The sequence below is a fragment of the Nonomuraea sp. NPDC003727 genome (assembly GCF_053586935.1).
The window spans coordinates 284256-308691 of the sequence record NZ_JBSFNE010000006.1 but is presented as its reverse complement, the minus strand read 5'-3'; the positions used below and the strand labels follow the sequence as shown (position 1 = coordinate 308691).

General features: G+C 72.8%; 22 protein-coding genes and 1 riboswitch. Of the genes, 16 read left to right on the top strand and 6 right to left on the bottom strand.

Annotated features, from left to right (window positions below):
• The first annotated feature begins 17 nt into the window (after positions 1-17).
• The 5 genes from ACWDLG_RS17835 to ACWDLG_RS17815 all read left to right on the top strand — a co-directional run bounded on the left by ACWDLG_RS17835 (position 18) and on the right by ACWDLG_RS17815 (position 6042).
• Positions 18-1625 carry a hypothetical protein gene (locus ACWDLG_RS17835; RefSeq protein ID WP_449921098.1) on the top strand — a complete coding sequence of 536 codons (1608 nt, stop codon included), beginning with the start codon at positions 18-20 and terminating at the stop codon, positions 1623-1625.
• Between the two features lie 23 nt (positions 1626-1648).
• A complete protein-coding gene (locus ACWDLG_RS17830; RefSeq protein ID WP_449921095.1) occupies positions 1649-2956 on the top strand; it encodes a hypothetical protein in 1308 nt (435 codons plus the stop codon).
• Positions 2957-3071: 115 nt separating this feature from the next.
• Positions 3072-3620, top strand: a complete 549-nt coding sequence (gene def / locus ACWDLG_RS17825) for a peptide deformylase (protein ID WP_354910234.1) — start codon at positions 3072-3074, stop codon at positions 3618-3620.
• Positions 3621-3622: 2 nt separating this feature from the next.
• Entirely contained in the window at positions 3623-4552 is a 930-nt protein-coding gene (gene fmt / locus ACWDLG_RS17820; protein WP_449921092.1) for a methionyl-tRNA formyltransferase, read from the top strand.
• Positions 4552-6042, top strand: a complete 1491-nt coding sequence (locus ACWDLG_RS17815) for an RsmB/NOP family class I SAM-dependent RNA methyltransferase (protein WP_449921089.1) — start codon at positions 4552-4554, stop codon at positions 6040-6042. The genes fmt and ACWDLG_RS17815 overlap by 1 nt, the downstream gene beginning before the upstream one ends.
• Before the next feature lie 3 nt (positions 6043-6045).
• On the opposite strand, the gene ACWDLG_RS17810 is transcribed toward ACWDLG_RS17815, so the two are convergent.
• A complete protein-coding gene (locus ACWDLG_RS17810; RefSeq protein ID WP_449921086.1) occupies positions 6046-6465 on the bottom strand; it encodes a VOC family protein in 420 nt (139 codons plus the stop codon).
• A 106-nt stretch (positions 6466-6571) separates the two neighbouring features.
• Here ACWDLG_RS17810 and ACWDLG_RS17805 point away from each other — a divergent pair, with 106 nt between their 5' ends.
• The 9 genes from ACWDLG_RS17805 to ACWDLG_RS17765 all read left to right on the top strand — a co-directional run bounded on the left by ACWDLG_RS17805 (position 6572) and on the right by ACWDLG_RS17765 (position 15369).
• Complete coding sequence (locus tag ACWDLG_RS17805) at positions 6572-7555, top strand: helix-turn-helix transcriptional regulator (protein WP_449921084.1); 984 nt, start codon at positions 6572-6574, stop codon at positions 7553-7555.
• 165 nt (positions 7556-7720) lie between these two features.
• Entirely contained in the window at positions 7721-8383 is a 663-nt protein-coding gene (gene rpe, locus ACWDLG_RS17800) for a ribulose-phosphate 3-epimerase (protein ID WP_354910246.1), read from the top strand.
• 494 nt (positions 8384-8877) lie between these two features.
• Entirely contained in the window at positions 8878-9639 is a 762-nt protein-coding gene (locus ACWDLG_RS17795; protein ID WP_449921081.1) for an oxygenase MpaB family protein, read from the top strand.
• A gap of 572 nt (positions 9640-10211) precedes the next feature.
• A riboswitch (FMN riboswitch) is annotated at positions 10212-10342 on the top strand.
• Between the two features lie 154 nt (positions 10343-10496).
• The gene (gene ribD, locus ACWDLG_RS17790) at positions 10497-11999 is read left to right on the top strand and encodes a bifunctional diaminohydroxyphosphoribosylaminopyrimidine deaminase/5-amino-6-(5-phosphoribosylamino)uracil reductase RibD (protein ID WP_449921078.1); all 1503 of its coding nucleotides are present in this window, start codon (positions 10497-10499) and stop codon (positions 11997-11999) included.
• A complete protein-coding gene (locus tag ACWDLG_RS17785) occupies positions 11999-12589 on the top strand; it encodes a riboflavin synthase (protein WP_449921076.1) in 591 nt (196 codons plus the stop codon). The genes ribD and ACWDLG_RS17785 overlap by 1 nt, the downstream gene beginning before the upstream one ends.
• Positions 12586-13212: a nicotinamide riboside transporter PnuC gene (gene pnuC / locus ACWDLG_RS17780; protein WP_449921074.1), complete on the top strand. Its 627-nt coding sequence runs from the start codon at positions 12586-12588 to the stop codon at positions 13210-13212. Before ACWDLG_RS17785 ends, pnuC begins: the two co-directional genes overlap by 4 nt.
• Positions 13209-14411: a bifunctional 3,4-dihydroxy-2-butanone-4-phosphate synthase/GTP cyclohydrolase II gene (locus ACWDLG_RS17775; protein WP_449921071.1), complete on the top strand. Its 1203-nt coding sequence runs from the start codon at positions 13209-13211 to the stop codon at positions 14409-14411. Before pnuC ends, ACWDLG_RS17775 begins: the two co-directional genes overlap by 4 nt.
• Complete coding sequence (gene ribH / locus ACWDLG_RS17770; RefSeq protein ID WP_449921068.1) at positions 14408-14875, top strand: 6,7-dimethyl-8-ribityllumazine synthase; 468 nt, start codon at positions 14408-14410, stop codon at positions 14873-14875. Before ACWDLG_RS17775 ends, ribH begins: the two co-directional genes overlap by 4 nt.
• A gap of 44 nt (positions 14876-14919) precedes the next feature.
• Positions 14920-15369, top strand: a complete 450-nt coding sequence (locus ACWDLG_RS17765; RefSeq protein WP_354910262.1) for a PH domain-containing protein — start codon at positions 14920-14922, stop codon at positions 15367-15369.
• Positions 15370-15454: 85 nt separating this feature from the next.
• Here the strand turns inward: ACWDLG_RS17765 and ACWDLG_RS17760 are convergent, their stop codons facing one another.
• The 4 genes from ACWDLG_RS17760 to ACWDLG_RS17745 all read right to left on the bottom strand — a co-directional run bounded on the left by ACWDLG_RS17760 (position 15455) and on the right by ACWDLG_RS17745 (position 20723).
• Positions 15455-16783, bottom strand: a complete 1329-nt coding sequence (locus tag ACWDLG_RS17760) for a hypothetical protein (protein WP_449921064.1) — start codon at positions 16781-16783, stop codon at positions 15455-15457.
• Between the two features lie 168 nt (positions 16784-16951).
• Complete coding sequence (locus ACWDLG_RS17755; protein ID WP_449921062.1) at positions 16952-18241, bottom strand: dicarboxylate/amino acid:cation symporter; 1290 nt, start codon at positions 18239-18241, stop codon at positions 16952-16954.
• A 97-nt stretch (positions 18242-18338) separates the two neighbouring features.
• Positions 18339-18401, bottom strand: coding sequence for a putative leader peptide (locus ACWDLG_RS17750; RefSeq protein WP_350655493.1), 63 nt, complete (start codon positions 18399-18401; stop codon positions 18339-18341).
• A gap of 222 nt (positions 18402-18623) precedes the next feature.
• Positions 18624-20723, bottom strand: a complete 2100-nt coding sequence (locus ACWDLG_RS17745; protein WP_449921060.1) for a glycosyltransferase family 4 protein — start codon at positions 20721-20723, stop codon at positions 18624-18626.
• A gap of 293 nt (positions 20724-21016) precedes the next feature.
• On the opposite strand from ACWDLG_RS17745, the gene ACWDLG_RS17740 reads away from it, so the two are divergent.
• Positions 21017-22399: a PIG-L family deacetylase gene (locus ACWDLG_RS17740; RefSeq protein ID WP_449921057.1), complete on the top strand. Its 1383-nt coding sequence runs from the start codon at positions 21017-21019 to the stop codon at positions 22397-22399.
• Here ACWDLG_RS17740 and ACWDLG_RS17735 read toward each other — a convergent pair.
• Positions 22380-23420 carry an LLM class F420-dependent oxidoreductase gene (locus ACWDLG_RS17735; protein WP_449921054.1) on the bottom strand — a complete coding sequence of 347 codons (1041 nt, stop codon included), beginning with the start codon at positions 23418-23420 and terminating at the stop codon, positions 22380-22382. The genes ACWDLG_RS17740 and ACWDLG_RS17735 overlap by 20 nt on opposite strands.
• Before the next feature lie 105 nt (positions 23421-23525).
• Here ACWDLG_RS17735 and ACWDLG_RS17730 point away from each other — a divergent pair, with 105 nt between their 5' ends.
• Complete coding sequence (locus ACWDLG_RS17730; protein ID WP_449921051.1) at positions 23526-24413, top strand: endonuclease/exonuclease/phosphatase family protein; 888 nt, start codon at positions 23526-23528, stop codon at positions 24411-24413.
• The last annotated feature ends 23 nt before the right edge of the window (positions 24414-24436 follow it).

The following is a 24436-nucleotide window of genomic DNA, read 5'->3' as shown; positions in this document are numbered from 1 at the left end:
CCCGTTAGCGTCACCCTGTGTCGATCGAATGGGTGAACCGAGCCATCGACGATCTGCGCGCCTGGGGCCGGGCGCACGAAGTCGACGTGGACGCGGACGAGATCCGCCTGCTCTGCGACTACGCCAGCGACTATCTCAACGTGACCCAGCTCGGCGGGTTCACGCCCGCCACGTTCGAAGAGCTGCTGCTGTCCATCTATCCGCGCAAGGTCATCGCGCCGCCGGAGAGCGCGCAGGAGACCGTCGCGGCCTCCGGCACGCTCGTCGACTTCCTGCTCGACCGCGGCGAGATCGCGGCCGGGATCGCGGCGGAGATGCGCGCCAAGCTGGCCGAGATCGAGCCGGAGATGGTCACCGCGCTGGCCGACCCGGCCAACTTCGGCATGGCCAAGAGCCTGTTCAGCGCGATCGGGCCGGAGTCGCTCGAGCAGTCGGTCGCCATCCCCGCCGGCGAGCTGTCCGAGCCGCCCGAGCTGGGCGAGGCGCCGTGCGACTGCCCGGCCTGCGCGCCGCTGCCGGCCGTACGGCTGGCGCCACGGCACGAGCTGGTGGCGGCGCTGGAGGAGGTGCCGATCCTGGCCGAGGCCCGGCGGCTGCGCGCCTGGGTGGCCGAGCGGGGCTCCACGCCGACCGTGAAGGGGCGGCTGCGGGTCAAGGACGCCGCGGCGGCGCCCGTGCCGTACCCGCGGCTGTTGTGGGACCTCGGACGGCTGCCGCGCTCCGACGACCCGCTGGAGACGTGGGCGCGCACGGTGGAGTTCCTGCTGGACAAGGACACCGGCGGCCAGGTCACCGGCTCGGCCGAGCTCGACGAGGAGCTTTACGACCTGTTCGACATGCTCTACCGCCTGCAGACCCCGGCGCCGGTGAGCGTCGTCGAGGAGTTCCTGGAGGAGCTGACCGACTACAGCGGGGCCGACGTCGAGACCGCGCTCGACCGGCTGGCCCACTGCGGGCTGCTCGACCGCGCGGGTGACGTCGTCGTCCTCACCCCCCTGGCCGGCTACGGCATGCGCCGCCTCTACCTGGGCCACGGCCTCGACGCGCCCGAGGCCGAGGACCTCGCCGAGGCCGACGCGATGGGCCTGATCGAGGGGCTGCTGTCCGGTGTCCCGACGGAGCTGGCCGAGGACGACATCCAGCGCTGGCTGGCGCGCAGGAGCCCGGCCGAGGCCGCGGGAGAGCTGCTGTCGGCCGCCGGTGGCGCGCCGGCGGTGGCCCGCGGCATCGCGGTCACCATCGTCGACCAGCTCGACTCGGCGGCCGAGAGCGCGGTCAGGGCGTGCCTGGAGGACCAGGAGCTGCGACCGCACGCCATCCACTGGCTGACCGCCCGAGGCCTGCCCGCGCCGCCGCTCACCCAGGAGGAGCTGCTGTGGGTGAGCGTCGACATGCTGGCCCTGGCGATGCCCGCCGCCGAGGAGGACCCGGAGATCTTCGCAGAGAACATCACCGCCTCGGGGCCGCCCGCCCACCTGATCGAGGAGATGTGGCGGGTCGACCATCCCGACGTCGTCGAGGTGCTCGAACTGCTCGGCCGGTCCATCCCCGACGGCACCCTGGCCAAGGCCGCCAGGAAGGCCGCCTTCAAGGCCCGCTCCCGCGCGATCGGTACCTCCATGTGACGGCTGTGCAGTAAGTTTCCTGAGTGGCAAACAACGTCTTCGACCTCACCGAGCTGCGCAAGCCTCCTCAGATCGAGGACAAGCGCGTCGAAGGCCTGGTCTTCCCGCCGGTCGCCCTGGCGTCCGACGCCGACCTGGCCAGAGCCGTGCCGAAGGTGCCGCTGGTCGCCGACGCGCTGCGCCTGACGGCGTGGACGGGCACCCGTCCCGTCACCGAGCACGGCCTGCTGTCCGCGGCCGACGCGGAGGCGGCCGTGGCCGAGCTCGGCCTGGAGGCCCCGCGGCTGCGCCTGCTGTGGGTGGTCGCGGTCAACACCGGCCTGCTGCAGATCATGAGGGGTACGGCCAGCCGTGGCCCGCTCTCGCTCCAGCTGCCCGTCGAGGCGACGCTGGAATTCTGGGACGGCGTGGTGATGGACGTCCTCGACCGCGCCGACGAGGGGCTGACCGGCTCCGCGGTGATCGACGAGCACCTGGCGGAGACGCTGGCCACCGTCTACTCCGTCCGCACCGGGGTGGCCGCCGCCACCCTGGCCAAGGGCATCCTCCACTCCCACGAGGTCGCCTGCGACCCCGGCGCGGCCGAGCTGCGCCACCTGGCGGCCGTCCTGCCCGCCGCGCTCTACGACGCGCTGGCCCTGCTCGAGTACTGCGGACTGGTCGAGCAGACCACCACCGGCCACTTCCGGCTCACCCCGCTCGGGGTGTGGGCGGTCCGCCGTGACCTGCTGCGCGAGGGCCACGACGCGCCGACGGCGGCGGAGGTCGAGGTCTACTCCGACTACGCCGCCGCCGAACTGGTCGAGGCGATGATCACCGGCGCGGTCACGCCCAGCGTGGTCGCCCACTGGCTGGAGCGCCGCTCGCCCGAGTCGGCCGCGCACGAGCTGGTCCAGGTCGCCGCCACGGGCACGGCGGGCCAGCGCGGCGCGGTCGGCACCGTCCTGGAGGAGCTCGGCCCGGAGGCGGAGCTGCCCGTCCGCAAGGCCCTCGACGAGCCGCTCATGTGGCGCTACGCCGCCTCCTGGCTGCACATCCGCGACCTGCCCGCGCCGCCGCTCACCCCCGACGACCACACCTGGATCGCGATCGACTCGCTGGCCGCGCTCCTCTACGTCGCCGACGCGCCAGGGGCCATGGGCTCCTTCGACGTGCTGGAAGCCGGCGAGGAGCTGGTGCGCATGGTCGGCGAGATGGCCGCGGTCGACCACCCCGACACGGTCGCCGTCCTCGAACTGCTGGCCGACCACCACGGCGACCAGGCGGTGGCCAAGGCGGCGCGGAAGGCGGCGCTGAAGGCCCGCTCGTCGAGGGCGATGCCGATCGGCTAGCCGGGCCGGTGGCAGCGTGGCCGCTGGTCAGTGGCCGTCCGGAAGACGATTCCCTGACCGCGCCTTTCTCACCGGTAAACTGGGGTGATCCCATCTATGCGAAACGGAGTACCCCTTGTCCATTCAGTCGATCCGGCTGTTCGGTGACCCGGTGCTGCGCACCCCGGCGGCCCCGGTCGTCGACTTCGACAAGGAGCTGCGCAAGCTGGTCAAGGACCTCACCGACACGATGATGGACGCGCCAGGCGCGGGTCTCGCCGCCCCGCAGATCGGCGTCGGCCTGCGCGTGTTCACCTACTACATCGACGACCAGCTCGGGCATCTGGTCAACCCCGACCTCGATCTGTCGTCGGAGCTCGACGAGGAGGGCGAGGAGGGCTGCCTGTCCTTCCCCGGGCTGTCGTTCCCGACGCCGCGCGCCATCCGCGCGGTCGCCAAGGGCTTCAACATGCACGGCGAGCCCGTCGTGCTGGAGGGCACCGACCTGATGGCCAGGTGCTTCCAGCACGAGACCGACCACCTCGACGGCATCCTGTTCATCGACAGGATGGACCCCAAGCAGCGCAAGCTGGCGATGAAGGAGATCCGCGAGGCGGAGTGGAGCGGGCTGCAGGCGCCCACCGTCAAGTTCTCACCCCACGCCACGGGCGGGAGGGCTCTCTGACGATGCGCCTGGTCTTCGCCGGCACACCCGAGACCGCGCTGCCCTCGCTGCGCGCCCTGATCGACTCGCCGCGCCACGAGGTGGTGGCGGTGGTCACCCGCCCGGACGCCCCCACGGGCCGCGGGCGCGCGCTGCACCCCAGTCCCGTGGCCGAGCTGGCCGCCGCCGAGGGCATCGAGGTGCTGCGTCCGGCCAAGGCCGGCGATCCTGAGTTCCTCGACCAGCTGCGGGAGCTGGCGCCGGACTGCTGCCCGGTGGTCGCCTACGGCGCGCTGCTGCCGCAGGCCGCGCTCGACATCCCGCGTCACGGCTGGATCAACCTGCACTTCTCGCTGCTTCCCGCATGGCGGGGCGCGGCTCCGGTGCAGCACGCCGTCCTGCACGGCGACGAGATCACCGGCGCGGCCACCTTCCAGATCGTGAAGGAGCTCGACGCGGGCCCCGTCTACGGGGTGGTCACCGAGGAGGTCAAGGCCACCGACACCAGCGGCGAGCTGCTGGCCAGGCTGGCCGTCTCGGGTGCGGGTCTGCTGGCCGCGACCCTCGACGGGGTCGAGGACGGCACGCTCGAAGCCAGACCCCAGCCGCTCGACGGGGTGTCGATCGCGCCGAAGATCTCCGTGGACGACGCGCGGATCGACTGGAACGCGTCCGCGATGCGCGTCGACCGGCTGGTGCGCGCCTGCACGCCCAACCCCGGAGCGTGGACCACGTTCCGTGACCAGCGGGTCAAGATCGGCCCTGTACGGCCCGCCGCCTCGGCCGACCGGCTGGCCCCAGGCGAGCTCGTGGTGGGCAAGAACACCGTGCTCGTCGGCACCGGCACCCACCCGGTGGAGCTGGGCGAGGTGCAGCCGCAGGGCAAGCGGCTCATGACGGCGGGGGAGTGGGCGCGCGGGGTGCGCGCCACGGCGGCGGATCGGCTGGCGTGATGGCGGATCGAGGGGCGGCTTCCGGCGGCGGTGGTCCGCGTCGCGGGGGTTCTTCGGGCGGCCGGAGGCCTTCGGGCGGTCCGGGTGGTGCGGGACGGCGCGGCGGGCGGCCACCGGCCCGTGACGAGGCCCGCAACGCCGCCTACGACCTGCTGAGAGCCGTCGACGAGCGCGACGCCTACGCCAACCTGCTCATGCCGCGCCTGCTGCGCGATCGCCGGCTGAAGGGCAGGGACGCCGCCCTGGCCACCGAACTGGCCTACGGCACCCTGCGCGGCCTCGGCAGCTACGACGCGATCATCGCGATGTGCGGCGACCGCGAGCCCGACCCCGCCGTGCGCGACGCCCTGCGCCTGGGCGCCCACCAGCTGCTCAAGATGCGCGTCCCGCCGCACGCCGCCGTCGGCACCACCGTCGACCTGGTACGGCTGCGCATCGGCACCGGCGCCTCCCGCTTCGCCAACGCCGTCCTCCGCAAGATCGCCTCCAGGACGCTCGACGAGTGGATCACGATCGTCGCGCCGTCCGCCGACACCGACCCGGTCGGCCACCTGGCGATCGCCCACAGCCATCCCCGCTGGGTCGTCAGCGCCTTCCGCGACGCGCTCGGCCACGACGCCGGCGAGACGGCCGACCTGCTGGCCGCCGACAACGCAAGGCCGGTGGTGACGCTCGTGGCCAGGCCGGGGCGCAGTTCGGTCGAGGAGCTCGAGGAGTCCGGCGCCGAACCCGGCCGCTACTCGCCGTACGCGGCCTACCTCCCGGAGGGCGACCCCGGGCAGATCCTCGCGGTGGCCGAGACCCGCGCCGCCGTCCAGGACGAGGCGAGCCAGCTCGTCGCGCTCGCGCTGACCAGGGTGCCGCTCGACGGGCCCGACGAGCGGTGGCTGGACATGTGCGCCGGCCCCGGCGGCAAGGCCGGCCTGCTCGACGCGATCGCCACGCACGGCGACCTGGCCGCGGCCAAGAGCGGGCAGGTGCCGTTCGCCTTCCCGGGCGGGGCCCGGATGCTGGCCGCCGACGTGCAGTACCACCGGGCCCGCCTGGTCTGGCAGACCACCCGGCAGGCCGCGGTGATCACCGCGGACGGCGCCGAGCCCGCCTGGCGGCCCGGCTCCTTCGACCGCGTGATGCTCGACGCGCCGTGCACGGGGCTCGGCGCCCTGCGCCGCCGCCCGGAGGCCAGGTGGCGGCGTGACCCCACGAGCGTGGCCGAGCTGGGCGAGCTGCAACGCCGGCTGCTCGACACCGCCCTCGACTCCCTGCGGCCCGGCGGGGTCGTCGCCTACGTCACCTGCTCGCCGCATCTGGCCGAGACCCAGGTGGTGGTGGCCGACACGCTCAAGCGCAGGGACGACGCCGAACAGCTCGACGCCCGCGCCTTCCTGCCCGGGATCGACGGCCTCGGGCAGGGCCCGCACGCGCAGTTCTGGCCGCACCGCCACGGCACGGACGCCATGTTCCTGGCCCTGCTGCGCAGGCGGTCCTGACCGCTACTGCTTCAGCGAGGCCAGCACCTCCAGGTAGTGCGGGTTGACCATGAGGCCGAGGACGTTGCCGAACGGGTCCACGACCGAGGCCGTGCGGAAACCGGCGTCCCCCCAGCTCACCGCCGGCTGGTACTCCTTGGCGCCCATGGAGACCAGCCGCTCCACCGCGGCGTCGAGGTCGTCGACGTGCCAGTAGACGACCGCGCCGCCCGGCTCCGTCGCGGCGCCCTCGGGGGCGTAGCCGCTCTGGCACAGGCCGAACTCGTGCTGGTAGTCGCCGATGCGGTACTCGACGTAGGCGAGGGCGCCGTCGCGGCCGGGCCGCTCGAAGTACGGCTCGATGCCGAACACCTCGGTGTACCACCGCTTGGCGGCCTCCAGGTCGTCGGCCCAGAAGCAGGTGGTGGTGAGGCCTCGCAGCATGGGTGGCTCCTTCGCGTTCTCGGTTCGGTCCCGGTGAGTGACAGGTCTCATTCTTCTCGTCAAAGTGCTCATCAAATGAGCACTTTGTTTTGCGACACTGAGAACCATGCGAGCTGATCGTCTGGTCGCCGCCCTGCTGCTGATGCAGTCGAGGGGCCGGATCACCGCGGCCGAGCTGGCCGAGGAGCTCGAGGTCTCGGTGGCCACCGCCAGACGCGACCTCGAGGCGCTGTCGGCGGCGGGCATCCCCGTCTATCCCCAGCCGGGCAGGGGCGGCGGCTGGTCGCTGCTCGGCGGCGCCCGCACCGACCTCAGCGGGCTGACCGCGGCCGAGGCCCAGGCGCTGTTCCTGCTGGTCGGCCCGGCCGCCGCCATCGCCCCCGAGGTCAAGTCGGCGCTGCGCAAGCTCGTGCGGGCGCTGCCCCAGACGTTCAGGGCCGAGGCCGAAGCCGCCGCCAGCGCCGTCGCCATCGACCCCGCCAGGTGGGGCGAGCACGGCAGGCGGCGGCCCGAACTGGTCGACCTCCTGCAGCGGGCCACCGTCCAGAGGCTGAAGGTCCGCCTGTCCTACGCCGGCCGGTCCAAGGAGCGCACCGAACGCCTCGTCGACCCGTGGGGCCTGGTCGACAAGGACGAGGTGTGGTACCTGCTGGCCGGCACCGACAAGGGGCAGCGCACCTTCAGGGTCGACAGGATCGCCGAGGCGGTCGTGACGGACCAGCCGTTCGAACGGCCCGCCGGCTTCGACCTCACGCAGGCGTGGGAGCGGGTGGTCGACGAGGTGGAGCGGCACCGCTCCACGCTGTCGGCCACCGTGCTCATCCACGCCCGCCTCGTGCCCGTCCTGCGCGACCACTTCGGACGGCACTGCGAGGTGGAGGCCACCCAGGACGACGGGCGGGCCCGGGTCAGGGTCGCGGCGCCGACCCCGCTGATGATCGCCCAGCAGCTGGCGGGATGGGGGGCGCTCGTCGAGGTCGTGGACGGGCCGGAGGTACGGGCCGAACTCGCCAGGCTCGGCGCCGAACTGGTCGCGCTGCACGGCACGCCGGCCGCCGGATCGCCGCAGGGCCCGGCGCGGGACACCTGACGGCCTGCCGGGCGGTGGGATCGGTCCGGGGAATGGCGGCCGGTGGGATCGGTTCGGGGGGCGGCGGCCGGTCGGATCGGTTCGGGGGACGGCGGCCGGTGGCATCGGTTCGGGGGGCGGCGGGTGCGGAGCCGCGGGAAGGGCTTCACTACACTCGGGGCCATCATGGCCGTTCAGATCTCTCCCAGCATCCTGTCCGCTGACTTCGCCCGTCTCGCCGACGAGGCCGCCCGCGTGCCGAACGCCGACTGGCTGCACGTCGACGTCATGGACAACCACTTCGTGCCGAACCTCACCCTCGGCCTGCCGGTCGTCGAGGCGCTCCTCAAGGCCACCTCGACGCCGATCGACTGCCATCTGATGATCACCGACCCTGATCGGTGGGCACCCGGCTACGCGGAGGCGGGCGCGGGCAGCGTGACCATCCACGCCGAGGCGGCCAAGGCGCCCGTGCGCACGCTGCGCCAGATCCGCGCCGCGGGAGCCAGAGCGGGCTTCGCGCTCAACCCGGCGACGGCCGTCGAGCCGTACGAGGACCTGCTCGGCGAGATCGACATGCTGCTGCTGATGACGGTGGAGCCCGGGTTCGGCGGGCAGAAGTTCCTCGACGTGGTGCTGCCGAAGATCCGCCGGGCGCGGTCGCTGATCGCCAGGCACGGGGGTCAGATCTGGCTCCAGGTCGACGGCGGGGTGGCGGCCGACACGATCGAGCGGTGCGCCGAGGCCGGGGCCGACGTGTTCGTGGCGGGCAGCGCGGTGTACGGCGCCGCCGACCCGGCCGCGGCGATCGACAAGCTCAGAGACCTGGCCAGCCCGTACGCGGACTGACACCCGGGCTGCCACGCGCCTCCTCGCCCCACCCCACCCGGCTTGCAGCCGGTCTGACCTGCAGCGGGCATCCGGTCTGCCGGGTGGCGGAAGCGGTGGGCTTGCGCGGCGTCCGCGGGTGGGGACCGCTGCGCCGCGCGGCATGCCCGGACGGCCCGGTTTGCCGCCGTCTGCCCTGGGTGGCCGGGTCTGCAGCCCCCGGTCTGCCGTGGGGTGGCCGGGTTTGCGGGACCGCCCCGACCTGCCCTGCGCGGCCGGGTTCGCAGCGCCACCGCGTGGATGCCCGGCCGACCGCATGATCCGCGGTGTCCCGGCGGATCGGTGCGGTGGTCCCGGCGGGGCGGGACGACCCGGGTGGCGTCCGCGATGCGTGGTGAGCGATCAGGGCCGTGGATTAGCGGTGCGGCGGAACATAGGTTCATCGCCTCCCGGGTAATTGAACACTTATGGAGGATCACGGGCTGTTCGGGCCGCAATCGGTGACATGGCGGGTGATGGGGGAGCCCATCCTGTTGGTGGGCGGCTTCCGCGCCCTGCTCATGCAGGGCCTGCACCCCAGGGCGATGCGCGGCGTGCTGCAGAACTCCGCGCTCATGGACCCGGCCGAGTCGTGGTCGCGCTTCCAGCGCACGACCGAGTTCGTAAGGGTCCGGACGTACGGCACGCGCGCCGATGTCGAGCGGGCCGGCGCCAGGGTCAGGAGGATCCACGCCACCCTGACGGCCCTCGACTACGACACCGGGGAGCGCTTCCGCCTCGACGATCCCGAGGCGCTGCGCTGGGTGCACATCGGCGAGGTCGACTCCTACCTGACGGTGGCCCGCAGGGCGGGGGTGCGGCTGACCGACGACGAGGCCGACGCGTTCGTGGCGGAATGGCGGGCGGCGGCCGAGGTGGTCGGCCTGTCACCGGCGGACGTGCCAGGCTCGGTGGGCGAACTGCAGGACTACATCCGCGCGGCCCGACCGGGGCTGCGGTTCGTGCCCGAGGCGGCGCATCCGCTGCGGCTGTCGTTCAACGCGCCGCTGCCGTTGCGCCTGACGCCGCTCAAGCCGATGCTGCCGGCGCTGACGCTGCTGGCGTTCGCGACGCTGCCGCGGTGGGCCCGCCGGCTGTACGGGCTGCCCGCGACGCCGGTGGGGGACCTGTGGGCGACCGCGTCGCTGCGGGCGCTGCACACGGGGCTCGGGTTCGTGCCGGCCCAGGTCCGCTACGCCCCGGCAGCCCGCCGCGCCCGCCGCCTCATGGCGGCGTGACCTCCCCACCCCCTGCACGGCACGCCGGCCCACCCCCTGTACGGCACGCCGGGTCACGCGCCTCCGCCCGGCACGTGGACCCGTCCTCCGAAGGGACGCTCCTCGTGCGGCGATGGCCGACCTCCCAACGGCGCCCCCAAACCCGACCCTCACCGGACCCGCACCCGCCTGGGCCCGAACCCGCCTGGACTCGTGCTCGCCTGGACCCGCACTCGCCTGGACTCGTGCCCGCCTCGGCCCGCACTCGCTTGGGCCCGCACCCGCCTGGACTCGTGCTCGCCTGGACCTGCACCCGCCTGGACTCATGCCCGCTTGGGCCCGCATCTGCCTGGGCCCGCATCTGCCTGGGCCCGCACTCGCTTGGGCCGGCACCCGCACCCGCATGGCACCCGCACCCGCCGGCCTCGTCCCTGGCCCTGGACCCGACCAGGCACGCCCCGACTTCCGACGAGTTTTTCCCGGAGTGGTGGATGACCTGCGATGATGTAATTGACCAAGCGTTTGTTAGGGTTTGTTGGCGGGGGCGGTCGCGCCGGGCTTTTCGGACATGGCACACTGGGGGAGAACAGAGCTAGCGTGCTCCGGGGTCGGTGAAAGTCCGAACCGGCGGTGACAGTCCGCGACCCGGCCGATGCCATCGGCCGGTTGACTCGGTGAAATTCCGGGACCGACGGTGAAAGTCCGGATGGGAGGAAGCGCGCGGGTGTCCGGTGTTCGCCGGGCGCCTCTGTGGTGCGTGCGTCGCACCCTGACATCCCCCGGGGCCCGCCGTAGCTGAGAGCTACTGGCGAGTAGGAGGTCCGGGGGTGGACGAACCCGCCCAGTCAAGGCCGGGCATTGCCGTACCCACCAAGCGCGTGGACGAGACCGACGCCCTGCACATGGCCAGGGCCGTGCGGCTGGCCGCGCTCGGTCGCGGCACCACGAGCCCCAACCCCGTGGTCGGGTGCGTCATCGTCGACGCGTCGGGAGCGCACGCGGGAGAGGGTTTCCACGCCTACGCGGGCGGACCGCACGCGGAGGCGGTGGCGCTGAGCGAGGCGGGCGAGCGCGCCAGGGGCGGCACCGCCTACGTGACGCTCGAGCCCTGCGCCCACACCGGTCGCACGGGACCGTGCTCCGAAGCGCTGCTGAAGGCGGGCGTCGCCAGGGTGGTGATCGCCGTGCCCGACCCCAACCCGACGGCCGCGGGAGGCGCCGCCCAGTTGCGCGCCCACGGGCTGCAGGTGGAGATCGGGCTGCTCGCAGAGGAGGCCGAGCGCGGCAACGCCGAGTGGCTGACCTTCATCCGGCGCGGCCGGCCCCATGTGACGTGGAAGTTCGCCGCCACGCTGGACGGCAGGTCGGCGGCCGAGGACGGCACCAGCCAGTGGATCACCTCGCCCGAGGCGCGGGCGGACGTCCACCGGCTGCGCGCCGAGTCCGACGCGATCGTCGCGGGGATCGGCACCGTTCTGGCCGACGACCCCAGGCTCACGGCCCGCCCGCCCGCGTCCGGCCCGGTCGCGGCATCCCCGACGGCCGCCGCGCCCTCGCCGGCCGCATCCGGTCCCGCATCCGCGCCCGCTTCGGTCGGCTCACCGGCTCCGGCCACCGCATCCTCCGGTTCCGCGGCCGGATCCACGTCGGCCGGATCGGCGTCTGGCGCATCCACGGTGGCCGGATCGGCGTCGGTCGGGTCCGCGTCAGCCGGATCCGCGTCCGTCGGGTCCGGGTCGGTCGGCTCGTCCGGCTCGGTCGCGGGATCCCCGACGGCCGCCGCGCCCTCGTCGGCCGCATCCGGTCCCGCGGCCGGGTCTGATCCCGGGGCCGGGTCTGGTTCGGCGGCCGGGGGCGGTCCGGCTGTTGTGTCCGGGCCGGTGGAACCGGCGTCACGTCCGGCTGTCCGGGGGCTGGGGCCGGCGGGTGGCGGCGGGCCGTACCGGCAGCCGCTGCGGGTGGTCGTCGACACCGGCGGGCGCACCCCCGTGACCGCCAGGGTCCTGTCGGACGAGGCCCCCACGCTCGTCGCCGTCGCCGACGACGCCGAGACCGACCTGTCCGCCCCCGTGGTTCGCCTGCCGCGGTCGCCGGCCGGCGGGCTGGACCTGCACGCCCTGCTGGCCGAGCTGGCCCGCAGGGGGGTCGTCAGCGTGTTCCTGGAAGGCGGCGCGACCCTCGCCGGTTCCTTCATGAGGGAAGGGCTGATCGATCGCGTCGTCGCCTATCTGGCGCCCGCGCTGCTCGGGTCGGGCGGCGCCGCGCTCGGACACGCGGGGGTGCGGACGATCGCCGACACCCACCGGTTGGTCTTCGAAGAAGTAACCCCCATCGGGACGGACCTGCGGATCACCGCCCGTCCCGTGACCGAGGAGAGCTGATGTTCACCGGAATCGTGGAAGAACTGGGCGAGATCGTCGCCGTCGAACCCCTGGGCGACGCGGCGAGGCTGGCGGTGCGCGGCAAGCTCGTCACCTCCGACGCCAAGCACGGCGACTCGATCGCCGTCAACGGCGTGTGCCTGACGGTCGTCGACGTCGAGGACGAGGTGTTCACCGTCGACGTGATGCGGGAGACGCTCATCAGGAGCTCGCTCAAGAGCGTCGAGAGCGGCGCGCGGGTCAACCTGGAGCGGGCCGTACGGGCCGATCAGCGGCTGGGTGGGCACATCGTGCAGGGCCACGTCGACGGCACCGGCGTCCTGCTGTCGCGCGAGCCGGGCGAGCGGTGGGACGACGTGCGCTTCTCGCTGCCGGCGGAGCTGAACCGCTACGTGGCCGAGAAGGGCTCGATCGCCGTGGACGGCATCAGCCTGACCGTCACCACCGTCGACGAGGAGAGCTTCGGCGTCAGCCTCATCCCGACCACGCTGGAGCTGACGACCCTGGGCGGCAGGGGCGTCGGCGACGTGGTCAACCTCGAGGTGGACGTGATCGCCAAGTACGTGGAGAAGCTGGTGGTGGCCAAGTGAGCGGCGACTTCACCGTCTTCGGCACGCCCGTCTACTGGACCGACCTGATCGGCAACGCCGCCGCGCTGGCGACGGTCGTGCTGGCCATGCGCAGGTCGGTGTGGACGTGGCCGGTGCAGCTGACCGGCGCGGTGCTGCTGTTCATCGCCTCGGTCAACGCCCACATCACCGGCAACGCGCTCAAGCAGGTGCTGTTCGGCGCGCTGGCCGTCTACGGCTGGTACAAGTGGACCAAGGGCAGGCGCGACGACGGCGGTCTGGCCGTCAGGCCCGCCACGCTGAAGGAGCGTTCGGCGCTCATCGGCACGATGGTGGTCGGCACGGTCGCGGTCGCGCTGCTGTTCACCTGGCTCAACGCGATGGGCTTGGAGATCTCGTGGGCGCCGTGGCCCGACGCCTACATCTTCGTCGGCTCGGCGGTCGCCACGTTCGCGCAGGGCAGGGCGCTGATCGACTTCTGGTGGATCTGGGTGCTGGTCGACCTGGTCGGCGTGCCGCTGGCGTTCACGTCGGGCCTGGTGGTCTCCGGCGTGGTCTACGGCGTCTTCCTCGTGCTGGTCCTGCTCGGCTTCCGCACCTGGCTGAAGCAGTACAGGACGGCGCGGACGGCGGTGCCGGCATGAGCATCGTCTTCGACTCGGTCGAACGCGCCATCCACGACATCCGCGAGGGCAGGCCCGTCGTCGTGGTCGACGACGAGAACCGCGAGAACGAGGGCGACATCATCTTCGCCGCCGCCAAGGCCACGCCCGAGCTGCTGACCTTCACCATCCGCCACACCAGCGGCGTCATCTGCGTGCCGATGGAGGGCAAGGAGCTCGACCGGCTCGGCCTGCCGCTCATGGTGGTCCAGAACAGGGAGCGGATGCGGACCGCCTACACCATCAGCGTCGACGCCCGCGACGGGATCACCACCGGCATCTCGGCGGCCGACCGGGCCAGGACCATCCGCACCCTGGCCGACTCCGCCACCGAGCCCCAGGAGCTGGTACGGCCCGGCCACATCTTCCCGCTGCGCTACCACGAGGGCGGCGTCCTGGTCAGGAGGGGCCACACGGAGGCCGCCGTCGACCTGGCCCGCATGGCGGGGCTCAGCGCGGCCGGTGTGCTGGCCGAGATCGTCAACGACGACGGCACCATGGCCAGGCTCCCCGAGCTGCGCGCCTTCGCCGACGAGCACGACCTCGCGCTCATCTCCATCGAGCAGCTCGTGGACCACCGCCGACGCACCGAGAGCATGGTGACCAGGGTCGCCGAGACCAGGCTGCCCAACGTCCACGGCGAGTGGCGCGCCTACGGCTACGCCAGCGCGCTCGACGGCGGCGAGCACGTCGCCCTGGTGCTCGGCGAGCTGGGCGACGGCGAGAACGTCCTGGTGCGCGCCCACTCCGAGTGCCTGACCGGCGACGTGTTCGGCTCGCTGCGCTGCGACTGCGGCGTGCAGCTCGACCGTGCGATGGCGGCCATCGCCAAGGAGGGCCGCGGCGTCGTCGTCTACCTGCGCGGACACGAGGGCAGGGGCATCGGCCTGCTGGCCAAGCTCAAGGCCTACAGCCTGCAGGACAGCGGCAGCGACACCGTCGACGCCAACCTGGAGCTGGGCCTGCCCGTCGACGCGAGAGAGTTCTCCAACGCCGGGCAGATGCTGGCCGACCTCGGCGTCAAGTCGGTCAGGCTGCTCACCAACAATCCGGCCAAGCTGCGCGGCATGGACGGCTACGGCATCAAGGTGCTGGGCCGCGAGCCGATGCCGGTGGCGGCGAACCCGTACAACGAGGCGTACCTGACGGCCAAGCGAGAGCGATTGGGGCACGAGCTGTGAGTGGAGAGGGCAGGCCGGCCGCGGCGCCGGTCGACGCGGAAGGGCTGAGCGTCGGCATCGTGGCGGCCAGCTGGCACGGGAAGATCACCGACCAGCTGGTGGCGCGGGCCGTCCAGGCGGCCCAGGACAGCGGCGCGAACGCCACGGTGGTGCGCGTCGCCGGATCGCTCGAGATCCCGGTCGTGGTCCAGGCCATGGCCAGGAGGCACGACGCGGTGGTGGCGCTCGGCGCGGTGATCCGCGGGGAGACCGCCCACTTCGACTACGTCTGCGACTCGGTCACCGCCGGTCTGACCAGGATCTCGCTCGACGAGGAGACGCCCGTCGGCAACGGCGTCCTCACCTGCGACACCCTCGACCAGGCGCTGGCCAGGAGCGGGCTGCCCGACAGCGTCGAGGACAAGGGCTACGAGTCCACGGTCGCGGCGCTGGAGACGGCGCTGGTGCTGCGCCGGCTGCGGTAGTTTTCCTTGGTCACCACAACCCCTGCCACCCAGCGAGAGCCGAGATGCCTGAGCCTGTCAGTCCCCCGCCCCTGCCCCTCACCTGGCGGCCGGTCAGGGCGAGATTCGTGGCGTACGGCTTCGCGGCTCTCGTCGTGGTCGGCGCGGTCGTGATGGCCGTCCTCATCGCGGAGCCGTTCCAGCTCCCCGACAAGATCGCGATCGTGGCCTTCGGCTGCGCCGTCGCCTGGGTGCTGCACCGGCTCGGCCGGGTCAGGGTCGAGGCGGACGAGGAGGGCATCACCCTGGTCAACGCGCTGCGCACGCACCGCTACACCTGGCCGGAGGTGCTCGACGTCACCCTGCTCGAGGGCGACCCGTGGCCGAAGATCGACTTCTCGGACGGCATGACGGTGGGCGCGATGGGCATCCAGGGCAGCGAGAAGGCCCGCGCCCGCCGCGCCACCGCCGAACTGGCCGCGCTCATCAGGGCCAAGGGCGAGGCCCGGGAGTAGGCGCCGCTCGGCGGTCAGGACCGCGCGGGGTAGGCGCCGGCCCAGGGACAGCCCGCTCGGCGGCCAGAACCGCGCGGGGTAGGCGTCAGTCCAGGGCCCAGGCCCGCTCGGCGGCCAGGACCCTGGCGACCTCGGCGGGGAGCGCGTCGCGGACCTCGACGACGCCGTTCTCCTCGCGCAGCACGGTCACGATGCCGGTCACCAGCTGCCGCCTGCGCAGCGCGTCGAGCGCCCGCACCTCGCGCTCGGCGGTCAGCGTCTCGGGCGCCGGGTGCCGCTCGGGCTCGGATCCCGGCGCGGCCTGCCCGTGCTCGGCGAGAGCCACCGGCTCGTGCGCCGCGGGACCGGCGGCGTAGGGGGTCGTCCGTGGCTCGTGCGCCCCGGGAGCGGCGGCGTAGGAGGTTGTCTGCCGCTCGGGTGACGCGGGACCGGCGGCGAAAGGGGTCATCCGCGGATCAGGTGACGCGGGACCGGCGGCGTAGGGGGCTGGCTGTGGCTCGGGTGACGCGGCGACGGCGGCGTACGGCGTCGCCTCGCGCTCCGGCGACGGAAGGTCGGCGGCGAGCGGAACGGCCGGGACCGGGTCGGCGGCGGGGGAGGCGATCGGGCGCCACTGCCACAGCCGGTAGCTCAGGCCGGGGTGCGGCCGCTCGACCAGCTCGCCGAACGACAGCTGGATGGTCGGCAGGCCGTCCGGGTTCAGCCGCCTGGCCATCGCCACCGAACTGCGCAGCTCGTTGAGGTACCGGCTGCGGTTGCCCTCGTCGGTGTCGAGCAGCCAGGTCGGCGGGCGCGTCATCAGCCGCTGCCGCAGGTCGCCGAGCAGTTCGGCCAGCCTCACCTCGTGCTCGTGGTCCAGCGGCCACTCCTCCTCCGCCTTCGGCGGGGCGGGCGGCAGGGGCGCCTCGGCCGAGCCGAGCACCCTGGTCGAGACCCAGTCGTGCAGCGAAGACCTCGCCTCGACCGTCTCCACCGGCTTGGCGTCGCCGTCCAGGCCGTCGGGACGCAGGTGGAGCGCGGGGTCGAAGACGTCCCTGATCGGCCAGAAGCGCAGCAGCCGCTCGGCGTTGTGGGCGTACAGGTGCAGGCCGTACTCGAAGAAGGCCGGGCCGATCAGCACGCTGCGCCCCGAGCCGGCGAACATGTACGGCGTGACGGCCACGACCCCCGTCTCCGCCACGCAGCGGGCGTCGGCCACGAGCTTGCCGTGCCCCTCCCACGGTGGCGGCGGGCCGTCCCAGACCTCCACCCTGACGCGGCTGTGCTCGGCACTCGCGTAGAGGTAGATCTGGCGGTCGAGTTCGGCCATGTGAACCCGGGTGTCGACGCCCTGGAGCCCGCTCACGCCGCGCAGCATGAACTGCCCGTAGGTGAGGGGGACCTCGTCGTCCAAGGTGTCCAGCAGGTGGGCCATGCGCGTACTCCGGATTTCACAGTGGGGATCGGATGAATGTACCGGAATTCAGGGAGTTTGGCCTGACCGGGGCCCCTGTTGGAACATTTCTGGAACATGAGAAGACGGGGCGGCCCCGGTGCGGGGCGCCCCGTCTTCCGCTGTGGACGGGTGTGTGGAGAGGGCGGGTCAGGCGATGGCGGGCTCGCCGGAGGCGCGCGGCGTGCTCGCCGGAGCCGACTCGAGCGGCTGCGGGGGCGCGTTGAGCACCGCCTCGTCGAGGCGGCCCTCGCCGCGCGCCACCAGGACCGGCACCACGATCTGTCCCGCGACGTTGGTCGCCGTGCGGATCATGTCGAGGATCGGGTCGATGGCCAGCAGCAGGCCGACGCCCTCCAGCGGCAGGCCCAGCGTGCTCAGCGTCAGCGTCAGCATGACGATCGCGCCGGTCAGGCCGGCCGTCGCGGCCGAGCCGACCACGGAGACGAACGCGATGAGCAGGTACTCACCGATGCCCAGCGGGACGTTGAAGACCTGCGCCACGAAGATCGCGGCCAGCGCCGGGTAGATCGAGGCGCAGCCGTCCATCTTGGTGGTCGCGCCGAACGGCACCGCGAAGGAGGCGTAGTCGCGGTCGACGCCCAGGCGCTCGATCGTGACCTTCTGCGTCAGCGGCAGCGTGCCGACCGAGGAACGGGAGACGAAGGCCAGCTCGATCGCGGGCCACGCGTTGCGGAAGAAGGTGATTGGGTTGACCTTGCCGACGACGGCGAGCAGGGTCGGGTAGACGGCCAGCAGGACGATGAAGCAGCCGACGTAGACGCCGAGGCTGAACTTGGCCAGCGGCGCGAGCAGGTCCCACCCGTAGGTGGCGACCGACTTGCCGATCAGGCCCGCGGTGCCGATGGGCGCCAGGCGGATGACCCACCACAGCGCCTTCTGGACCAGCTCCAGGACCGAGCGGCTGAAGGCGAGGAACGGCTCGGCCTTCTCCCCGACCGCCATGGCCGCCGCGCCGAGGACGATCCCCAGGAAGACGATCTGGAGGACGTTGAGCTCGGTGAACGCCGTGACGATGTTCGTCGGGATGATGCCGGTGAGGAAGTCGACCCAGGTGCCGACGCTCTCGGGGGCCTTCGCGCCGGCGGTGCTCAGGGTGACGCCCTGGCCGGGGTTGAGGATCAGGCCCAGGCCGATGCCGACGATGACGGCGATCAGCGCGGTGGTGAGGAACCAGAACAGCGTCTTGCCCGCCAGCCTGGCCGCGCCGTTGACGTTGCGCAGGTTGGCGACGCTGACCACCACCGCGGTGAACACCAGCGGCGGCACGGCCAGCTTGAGCAGCTGGACGAAGATCTTTCCGACTTCGGTGAGGGTGTTGGCCAGCCAGGCCAGGTCCCAGACGCGGGCGGCGAAGCCGAGGGCCACGCCGACGACCAGACCCAGCAGCAACTGCAGGGAGAACGAGAATCTCTTCACGATGAGGAAGGCTCCGAAAGACGGCATGCCGAAATGGCGGCACGCGGAAGGGGGGTGGGTGAGGGGGTCGGGCGATCGAGCGCTCGTCAGAGCGCGATCAGCGACAGAGGGAGCCGGTCAGACGACAGAGATCGATGTGCAGCCGCTCAACGAGCCACACATACAGGACAGAAAACCTCACGAGATCAGTAAACCGTAATGAATCGGACAGTATTCCGACTGTAGAAGTGATCTACCTCACAACGCAACCCCTTGTGAGGGGAGGAGTTGATACCAGGCTCGCGCGTGCCAGGCGGCCTCCCGCAGGCCGGCAGCGCGCCAGGGATATGGCAGATCCGCCCGACGGCAGGAGCCGGGGCGCCCTTGCTCGTCGCGGGCGCGCTCAGCCGGCCGTGGCGGTGGTGATCTGGACGGACAGCTCGTTGGTGGCCGTGTAGGCGGCACGGGCGAACGCGTCTCCGACGAGGTGCCGGGGGTAGAGGTCCACCGCCCTCCGGTCGGCGATGTCGTCGCAGAAGCGGCCCAGCCGGATGGGACCGCCCCGTTCCGCCGGGCACAGGTACAGATCCCACGTCTCCTGCTCCTCCCGCCGCGCCGCCACCAGCCGCTCGTACGGCACCGAGCAGGTGAACCGGCCGTCGAGGTAACTCTGGGCGGGCAGGACCACCTCTCCTTGGGCCGCCTCGCCCGGGCCCCGCGCCGTACCGCGGCGCAGGGCGAGCAGGGTCAGCGGGCCCTGCGGCAGGTTCACCAGCAGCCCGTGGACGGTGAGCCTGGTGGGGGCGGACAGCAGGTCCGTGACCTCGGCGTGCGTCGTCCGGACGTGGACGGCGATCGACAGCTCGCCCTTCTCGGTGGCGTAGGGCGTCCACGTCTCCAGCGGCCGGTGCCGGTCGGGCAGGGCGTTGACCAGCACGCGCGTGTCGCACAGGCCCGCGACGAGGCGCCGCAGCCGCTGGCCGGGCCGGGAGAGGTAGGCATCCCAGCGGCCCTCGGCGAGGCGGTTGCCGGCGCGCTCGAGGCGGCTCTGTCCCGCGGCGTCCAGCGGCAGTGTGATCGCGCTCGTCGAGCCGCGCCGGCGCAGCCGCACCGACCAGTTCGCGGCGTTCCTGGGCGGCAGGCAGCCGTCGGCGAGACGGATCGTCAGGCCGCCGTCCGCGTGCGCCAGGCAGTGGGCGACGATGGGCTCGTCCGTCCCGCGTGACCGCCCCGCCCCGCCTGACGAGAGCGCCGGCGCGCCGAGCCTCGCCAGCCACCGCACCCCCCGCGACGGCAGCGACCGGGCGCGCGTGAGGATGCCCGTCCCACCCGGCTGGGTCCGCGGCCCGCCGCGTGGCGGTCGCACGTGCTCGGCGAACAGCCGCTCGTAGCGCAGGGCCACCTCGGCGGGATCGAACCTGCGCGCGCTGCTCAGCGCCGCCGCCCCCATCGCGCGGCGCAACGGCTCGTCGTCGATGAGCCGCAGCAGCGCGTCGGCCATCGCCGAGGGAGCCGCCTCGCGCACCAGCAGCCCGTCGACGCCGTCCTCGATGATCTCGCCGGGACCGAACGGGCAGTCGACGCTGACGACCGGAACCCCGCACCGCATGGCCTCGACGATGGTCATGCCGAACGACTCCAGCTTCGACGACACCGCCGCGATCGAGCCCTTCGCCCACTCGGTCTCGATGGGGGAGCGCGCGCCCATGAGGAGGGCACGGCCGTTGAGCCCGAGATCGTCGATCAGCTCCTGGAGCGGCTCGGCCTCCGTGCCCTTGCCGTACAGGCGCAGGCTCCACTCGGGCCGCTGCGCGGCCACCTTGGCGAAGGACTCGATCAGCAGCTCGTACCGCTTGACCGGGGTCAGCCGCCCGGCCGCGACGATCACCTTGGTGTCGAGCGTGGCCGGCTCGATCCCCGGATCGGGGACCCCGTTGGGTATCGACACCACGCTCGTCCGCGTCAGGGGCATCTTGGCCCGGTAGACGGCCGCGTCGCCCTCCGACATGGTCACCAGCACGTCGAGCGCCGCACAGTGCTCGCGCAGCTCGGCGAGCGTTTCGGGGCTCTGCCCGTCGTGGATCAGGTGTTCCTGGCCGACCTTCAGGTAGCGGTCGGTGCCGTAGCGGGCCAGGTAGGCGATCAGGCCGGGACGGGTCGCGACGACCACGTCGGCGTCGCAGGCGGCCAGGTAGGCCGCCATGCGCTCGTCGGTCAGCAGCGAGCAGCGCGCGTAGCCCTTGGCCTCACCCTTGGTGTAGCCGGCCGACGGCTGCGCGTGGCGCGGGTCCGCGCCCGCGAAGGCAGGCGAGTCGGCGCGCAGGTCCACCAGGTCGCGGACGGCGACGCGGCGGTCGAGGGCGAACGCCGGGTCGCCGGCGGTCCGCAGCAGGCTGACGATCTCGACCTGGTGTCGTTCGGCCAGCGCTCCGGCGAGGTTGACGGTGGACCGGATGGTCCCGCCGATTCCGTACAGGTTCTGGATCAGAAAGACGATCTTCATCGGTCTCCCATCGCCGCTGAGCTGCCGCCGGAGGACTGTCCCCGGTGCGACGGCTCGCCCATCGTGCCCGCCTCGGCCGGTTCCGCCGCGCAGGCCGGGCAAGGTATGACGCGACCTTGGCGAGGGCTTGACACCCTGATGCGCGCGGCACGCCGATCTGGGGCCTCCGGCAAGGACGTCCCCGCACATCGGAAAGTCGGCGGGGCGGCGTCCTCAGGGGCGGGACGATCGGGCGGTCACCGGGAGTGTGCGCGCAGCGGGCGGGGGCCGCCGCGTGAGGGAGGGGCCGCGCCGTGAAGAGAGCCGTGACCGCGCTGGTGTGCTGCGGGAGCCTGCTGGCGGGCCCGGTCGCCGGACCGGCCACCGCCACGAGCGGCCCTGTCACGAGCGGCCCTGTGACGAGCGGCACCGTGGCGCGGGGCGCCACGGCGTGCTCCCGTACCACGCTGGTCTCGGTCGCGCACCAGGACGACGACCTGCTGTTCGTCAATCCCGCCATCGCCGGCGACCACGACGCGGGCGCCTGCCTGCGGGTGGTGTACCTGACGGCGGGGGACGACGGGCGCGTGGACGACTACGTGCGCAGCAGGGAGGACGGCGTGCGCGCGGCCTACGCCGTCATGGCGGGCGCGGCCGACGCCTGGCGGCGCTCCGACCTGCGCGTGGGCGGGCGCTCCATCCGTGCCTTCACCCTGGACCGCCCGCCTGCCGGTCGCGGTGAGATCCAGCTGCTGTTCCTCGGCCTGCCCGACGGCCACCCCCGGGGGCGGGGAAGCGCGAGCCAGGGACGGCAGAGCCTGCTCAAGCTGTTCCGCGGCGACATCGACCGCATCTCCACGGTCGACGGCACCGCCCGCTACGACGCGGCGGCGCTGGTCGCGACCCTGCGCCGGCTGATCGAGCGCTTCCGGCCGGACACGATCCGCACGCTCGACCACCACAGCACCCGGCTCGGGTTCAGCCTCACCGAGCCGGTGGACCACAGCGACCACGCGGTGACCGCGCGCTACACGCTGCTGGCCGCCCGGCAGGCCATGGCCGCCACGCCCGGCCTGCGGCCCGCCGTCGTCTTCTACCGCGCCTACGGCATCTCGGCGCTGCCCCCCAACCTCACCCCCGCCGAGCAGGCCCGCAAGAGCGCGGTCTTCGCCGCCTACGCCAGGCACGTGTACTGCAGGCCGGGCGTCTGCCCCGCCCCGCCCGCCACGCTGGCGGCCGGCGACCGCGACTGGGTCGCCCGGCAGTACCGGCGGGAGGCCCCGGTCCCCGCGCCGGGCGCGATCGTCTCGTGGATGGGCACCACCAGCACCCCCAACGACGACACGGCCACCGCTCGCTGCCTGGAGGTGGGGCCGGGGCGCGGTGCCGTACGGACGCATGCCTGCGCGGGGAGCCCCGCCCAGGGGTGGTACGTGCTGGGCGCGAGCCTGCGCAGCGCCCTGACCGGGCGCTGCCTGTCGGCGGGCCGGGTGCCGGTCATGGACGACTGCGACGGCGGACGGGACCAGCGCTGGAACCTCTCGCCGACCGGCCGGATCGGCACGGCGGCGGGCTGCCTGCACCAGGACGACCTGCTGGCCCGCCACGCCCGGCTGCGGGTCGTCCCCTGCGACGGCAGGCGACCCGAGCAGCGCTGGTCCCACGGGGAGCTGGAGGCTAGGCGGCCAGCTCCCTGACCTTCTCCAGCAGCCTGATGCGCTCCTCGTGGGTGCGGCCGAGCGGGGTGACGTTCAGCGTGGTCACGCCGGAGTCCTTCATGGCCTGCACGCGGTCGCGGACGAAGCCCTCCGAGCCGATGAGCGACATCCGCTCCAGCAGCTCCTGCGGGACCAGCGCCTCGGCCTCCTTCTTGTTGCCCGCCAGGTAGAGCTCCTGGATCTGCTCGGCCTCCTTCTCGTAGCCGTAGCGGCGGGCCAGCTCGTTGTAGAAGTTCTTGCCCTTGGCGCCCATGCCGCCGATGTACAGCGCGGCCATCGACCGGCCGAGCTGCAGCAGGCTCTCGCCGTCCTCGCCGATGTAGAGGGCGGCCTGCGCGATGACGTCGAGCTCGCCCAGCGAGGCGTCACGCTTGGCCTTGCCCGCCGCCAGCGAGGGGCCCCACACGTCGGCGGCCTTCTCCGGCATGTAGAAGATCGGCTCCCAGCCCTCGGCGACCTCGGCGGTCAGCTCGACGTTCTTCGGGCCGATGGCGGCCACCACGATCGGGATGCGGGAGCGCACCGGGTGGTTGATCAGCTTGAGCGGCTTGCCGAGCCCGGTGCCCCTGTCGGCGGGCAGCGGGAGCGTGTAGTGCCTGCCCTCGTAGGTGAGCCGCTCGCGCTCCCACACCTTGCGGCAGATCTCGATGACCTCGCGGGTACGGCCCAGCGGAGCGGTGTACGGCACGCCGTGGAAGCCCTCGATCACCTGCGGTCCCGAAGCGCCGAGACCGAGGGTGAACCGGCCGTCGGAGACGTAGTCCATGCCCGCCGCGGTCATCGCCAGCAGGGTCGGCGTGCGCGAGTAGATCGGCAGGATGCCGGAGGCGATCTCCAGGCGCTCGGTCCTGGCCGCGATGTAGCCCATCTGGCTCACGGCGTCGAAGGAGTAGGCCTCGGCCACGAAGACGATGTCGAGCCCGGCCTTCTCGTAGTCGGCCAGCTCGGCGACCGTCTCCTTGAAACCGCCCGAGTAGTTGAGCGCCATCCCGATCCGCATGCCCGAACTCCCTAGTAACCGAACTATGTTCGGCCTCAGGTTAGCGCCTCGCGTGCGGCCCGGCGAGCGCCTACCCTGGTCACCCCAGGGGGCGAGAGGAGCGGTGTGCTGAAGCGTGCGGTGATCGCGGGGGCGATTCTGATCGCGGCGATGCTGGCGGGTCACCGCCTGATCCCAGCACTCGGGGGATTCACCCCCATATTGGAGAGCCTGCTGCCGTGGCTGGGGCTGGCCGTCCCGCTGCTGCTGCTCGCGGCGCTGCTGGCCCGCTCGAGGGGCGCCGCGCTCGCCGTGCTGCTGCCGGCGCTGGTGTGGGCGGTGATGTTCGGCTCCGACGTGCTGCGCTCCGCGCCCGGAGGCGACAGCGACCTGTCCGTCGCGACGGTCAACGTGGGTGTCCGCAACAACGCCTCCGGTTCGGCGGTGCGCGCCATCGCCGACGACGTGGACCTGATCGCGGCGCAGGAGCTGACGCCCGGCGGCCCCGCGGCCAAGGCGCTCAACGCGATCTACAAGTACCGCAGGAGCGTCAGCACAATCGGCGTGTGGAGCAGGTTCCCCCTGGGCAAGCCCGAGTTCTTCGACGTCGGCCTCGGGTGGGAGCGGGCGCTGCGCACCGTGGTCAGGACGCCGGAGGGCGACGTCACCGTCTACGTGATGCACCTGGCCTCGGCCAGGCCCGGGCACACCGCCACGCGCGACCGGACGCTCGAGGAGGCGCGCAAGCTGATCACGGCCGACCGGAGCGAGCGCATCCTGCTGCTCGGCGACCTCAACACCGCCACCGACGACCGGGGGCTCGGCAACCTGGCGCCGCCGCTGCTGAACGCCCAGGAGGAGGCGGGGGAGGGGTTCGGCTTCACCTGGCCGTCGAACTTCCCGATCACCAGACCCGACCACATCCTCTACAAGGGGATGACGGCGACCAGGGCAGGGGTGGCGCCGGCCACGGGCAGCGACCACCGCGCCGCGACGGCCTCCTTCCGCCTCTGACCTCACGCGCCCCGGGGGCGGCC

Excerpts from the sequence above, each read along its gene's own strand:
- ACWDLG_RS17735 (WP_449921054.1), bottom strand. The coding sequence starts at position 23,420 with ATGCGGATCGGGATGGCGCTCAACTACTCGGGCGGTTTCAAGGAGACG.
- fmt (WP_449921092.1), top strand. The coding sequence starts at position 3,623 with ATGCGCCTGGTCTTCGCCGGCACACCCGAGACCGCGCTGCCCTCGCTG.
- ACWDLG_RS17795 (WP_449921081.1), top strand. The coding sequence starts at position 8,878 with ATGGGGGAGCCCATCCTGTTGGTGGGCGGCTTCCGCGCCCTGCTCATG.
- ACWDLG_RS17775 (WP_449921071.1), top strand. The coding sequence starts at position 13,209 with ATGAGCATCGTCTTCGACTCGGTCGAACGCGCCATCCACGACATCCGC.
- rpe (WP_354910246.1), top strand. The coding sequence starts at position 7,721 with ATGGCCGTTCAGATCTCTCCCAGCATCCTGTCCGCTGACTTCGCCCGT.
- ACWDLG_RS17765 (WP_354910262.1), top strand. The coding sequence starts at position 14,920 with ATGCCTGAGCCTGTCAGTCCCCCGCCCCTGCCCCTCACCTGGCGGCCG.
- ACWDLG_RS17745 (WP_449921060.1), bottom strand. The coding sequence starts at position 20,723 with ATGAAGATCGTCTTTCTGATCCAGAACCTGTACGGAATCGGCGGGACC.
- ACWDLG_RS17810 (WP_449921086.1), bottom strand. The coding sequence starts at position 6,465 with ATGCTGCGAGGCCTCACCACCACCTGCTTCTGGGCCGACGACCTGGAG.
- ACWDLG_RS17760 (WP_449921064.1), bottom strand. The coding sequence starts at position 16,783 with ATGGCCCACCTGCTGGACACCTTGGACGACGAGGTCCCCCTCACCTAC.
- ACWDLG_RS17805 (WP_449921084.1), top strand. The coding sequence starts at position 6,572 with ATGCGAGCTGATCGTCTGGTCGCCGCCCTGCTGCTGATGCAGTCGAGG.
- ACWDLG_RS17785 (WP_449921076.1), top strand. The coding sequence starts at position 11,999 with ATGTTCACCGGAATCGTGGAAGAACTGGGCGAGATCGTCGCCGTCGAA.
- ACWDLG_RS17815 (WP_449921089.1), top strand. The coding sequence starts at position 4,552 with ATGGCGGATCGAGGGGCGGCTTCCGGCGGCGGTGGTCCGCGTCGCGGG.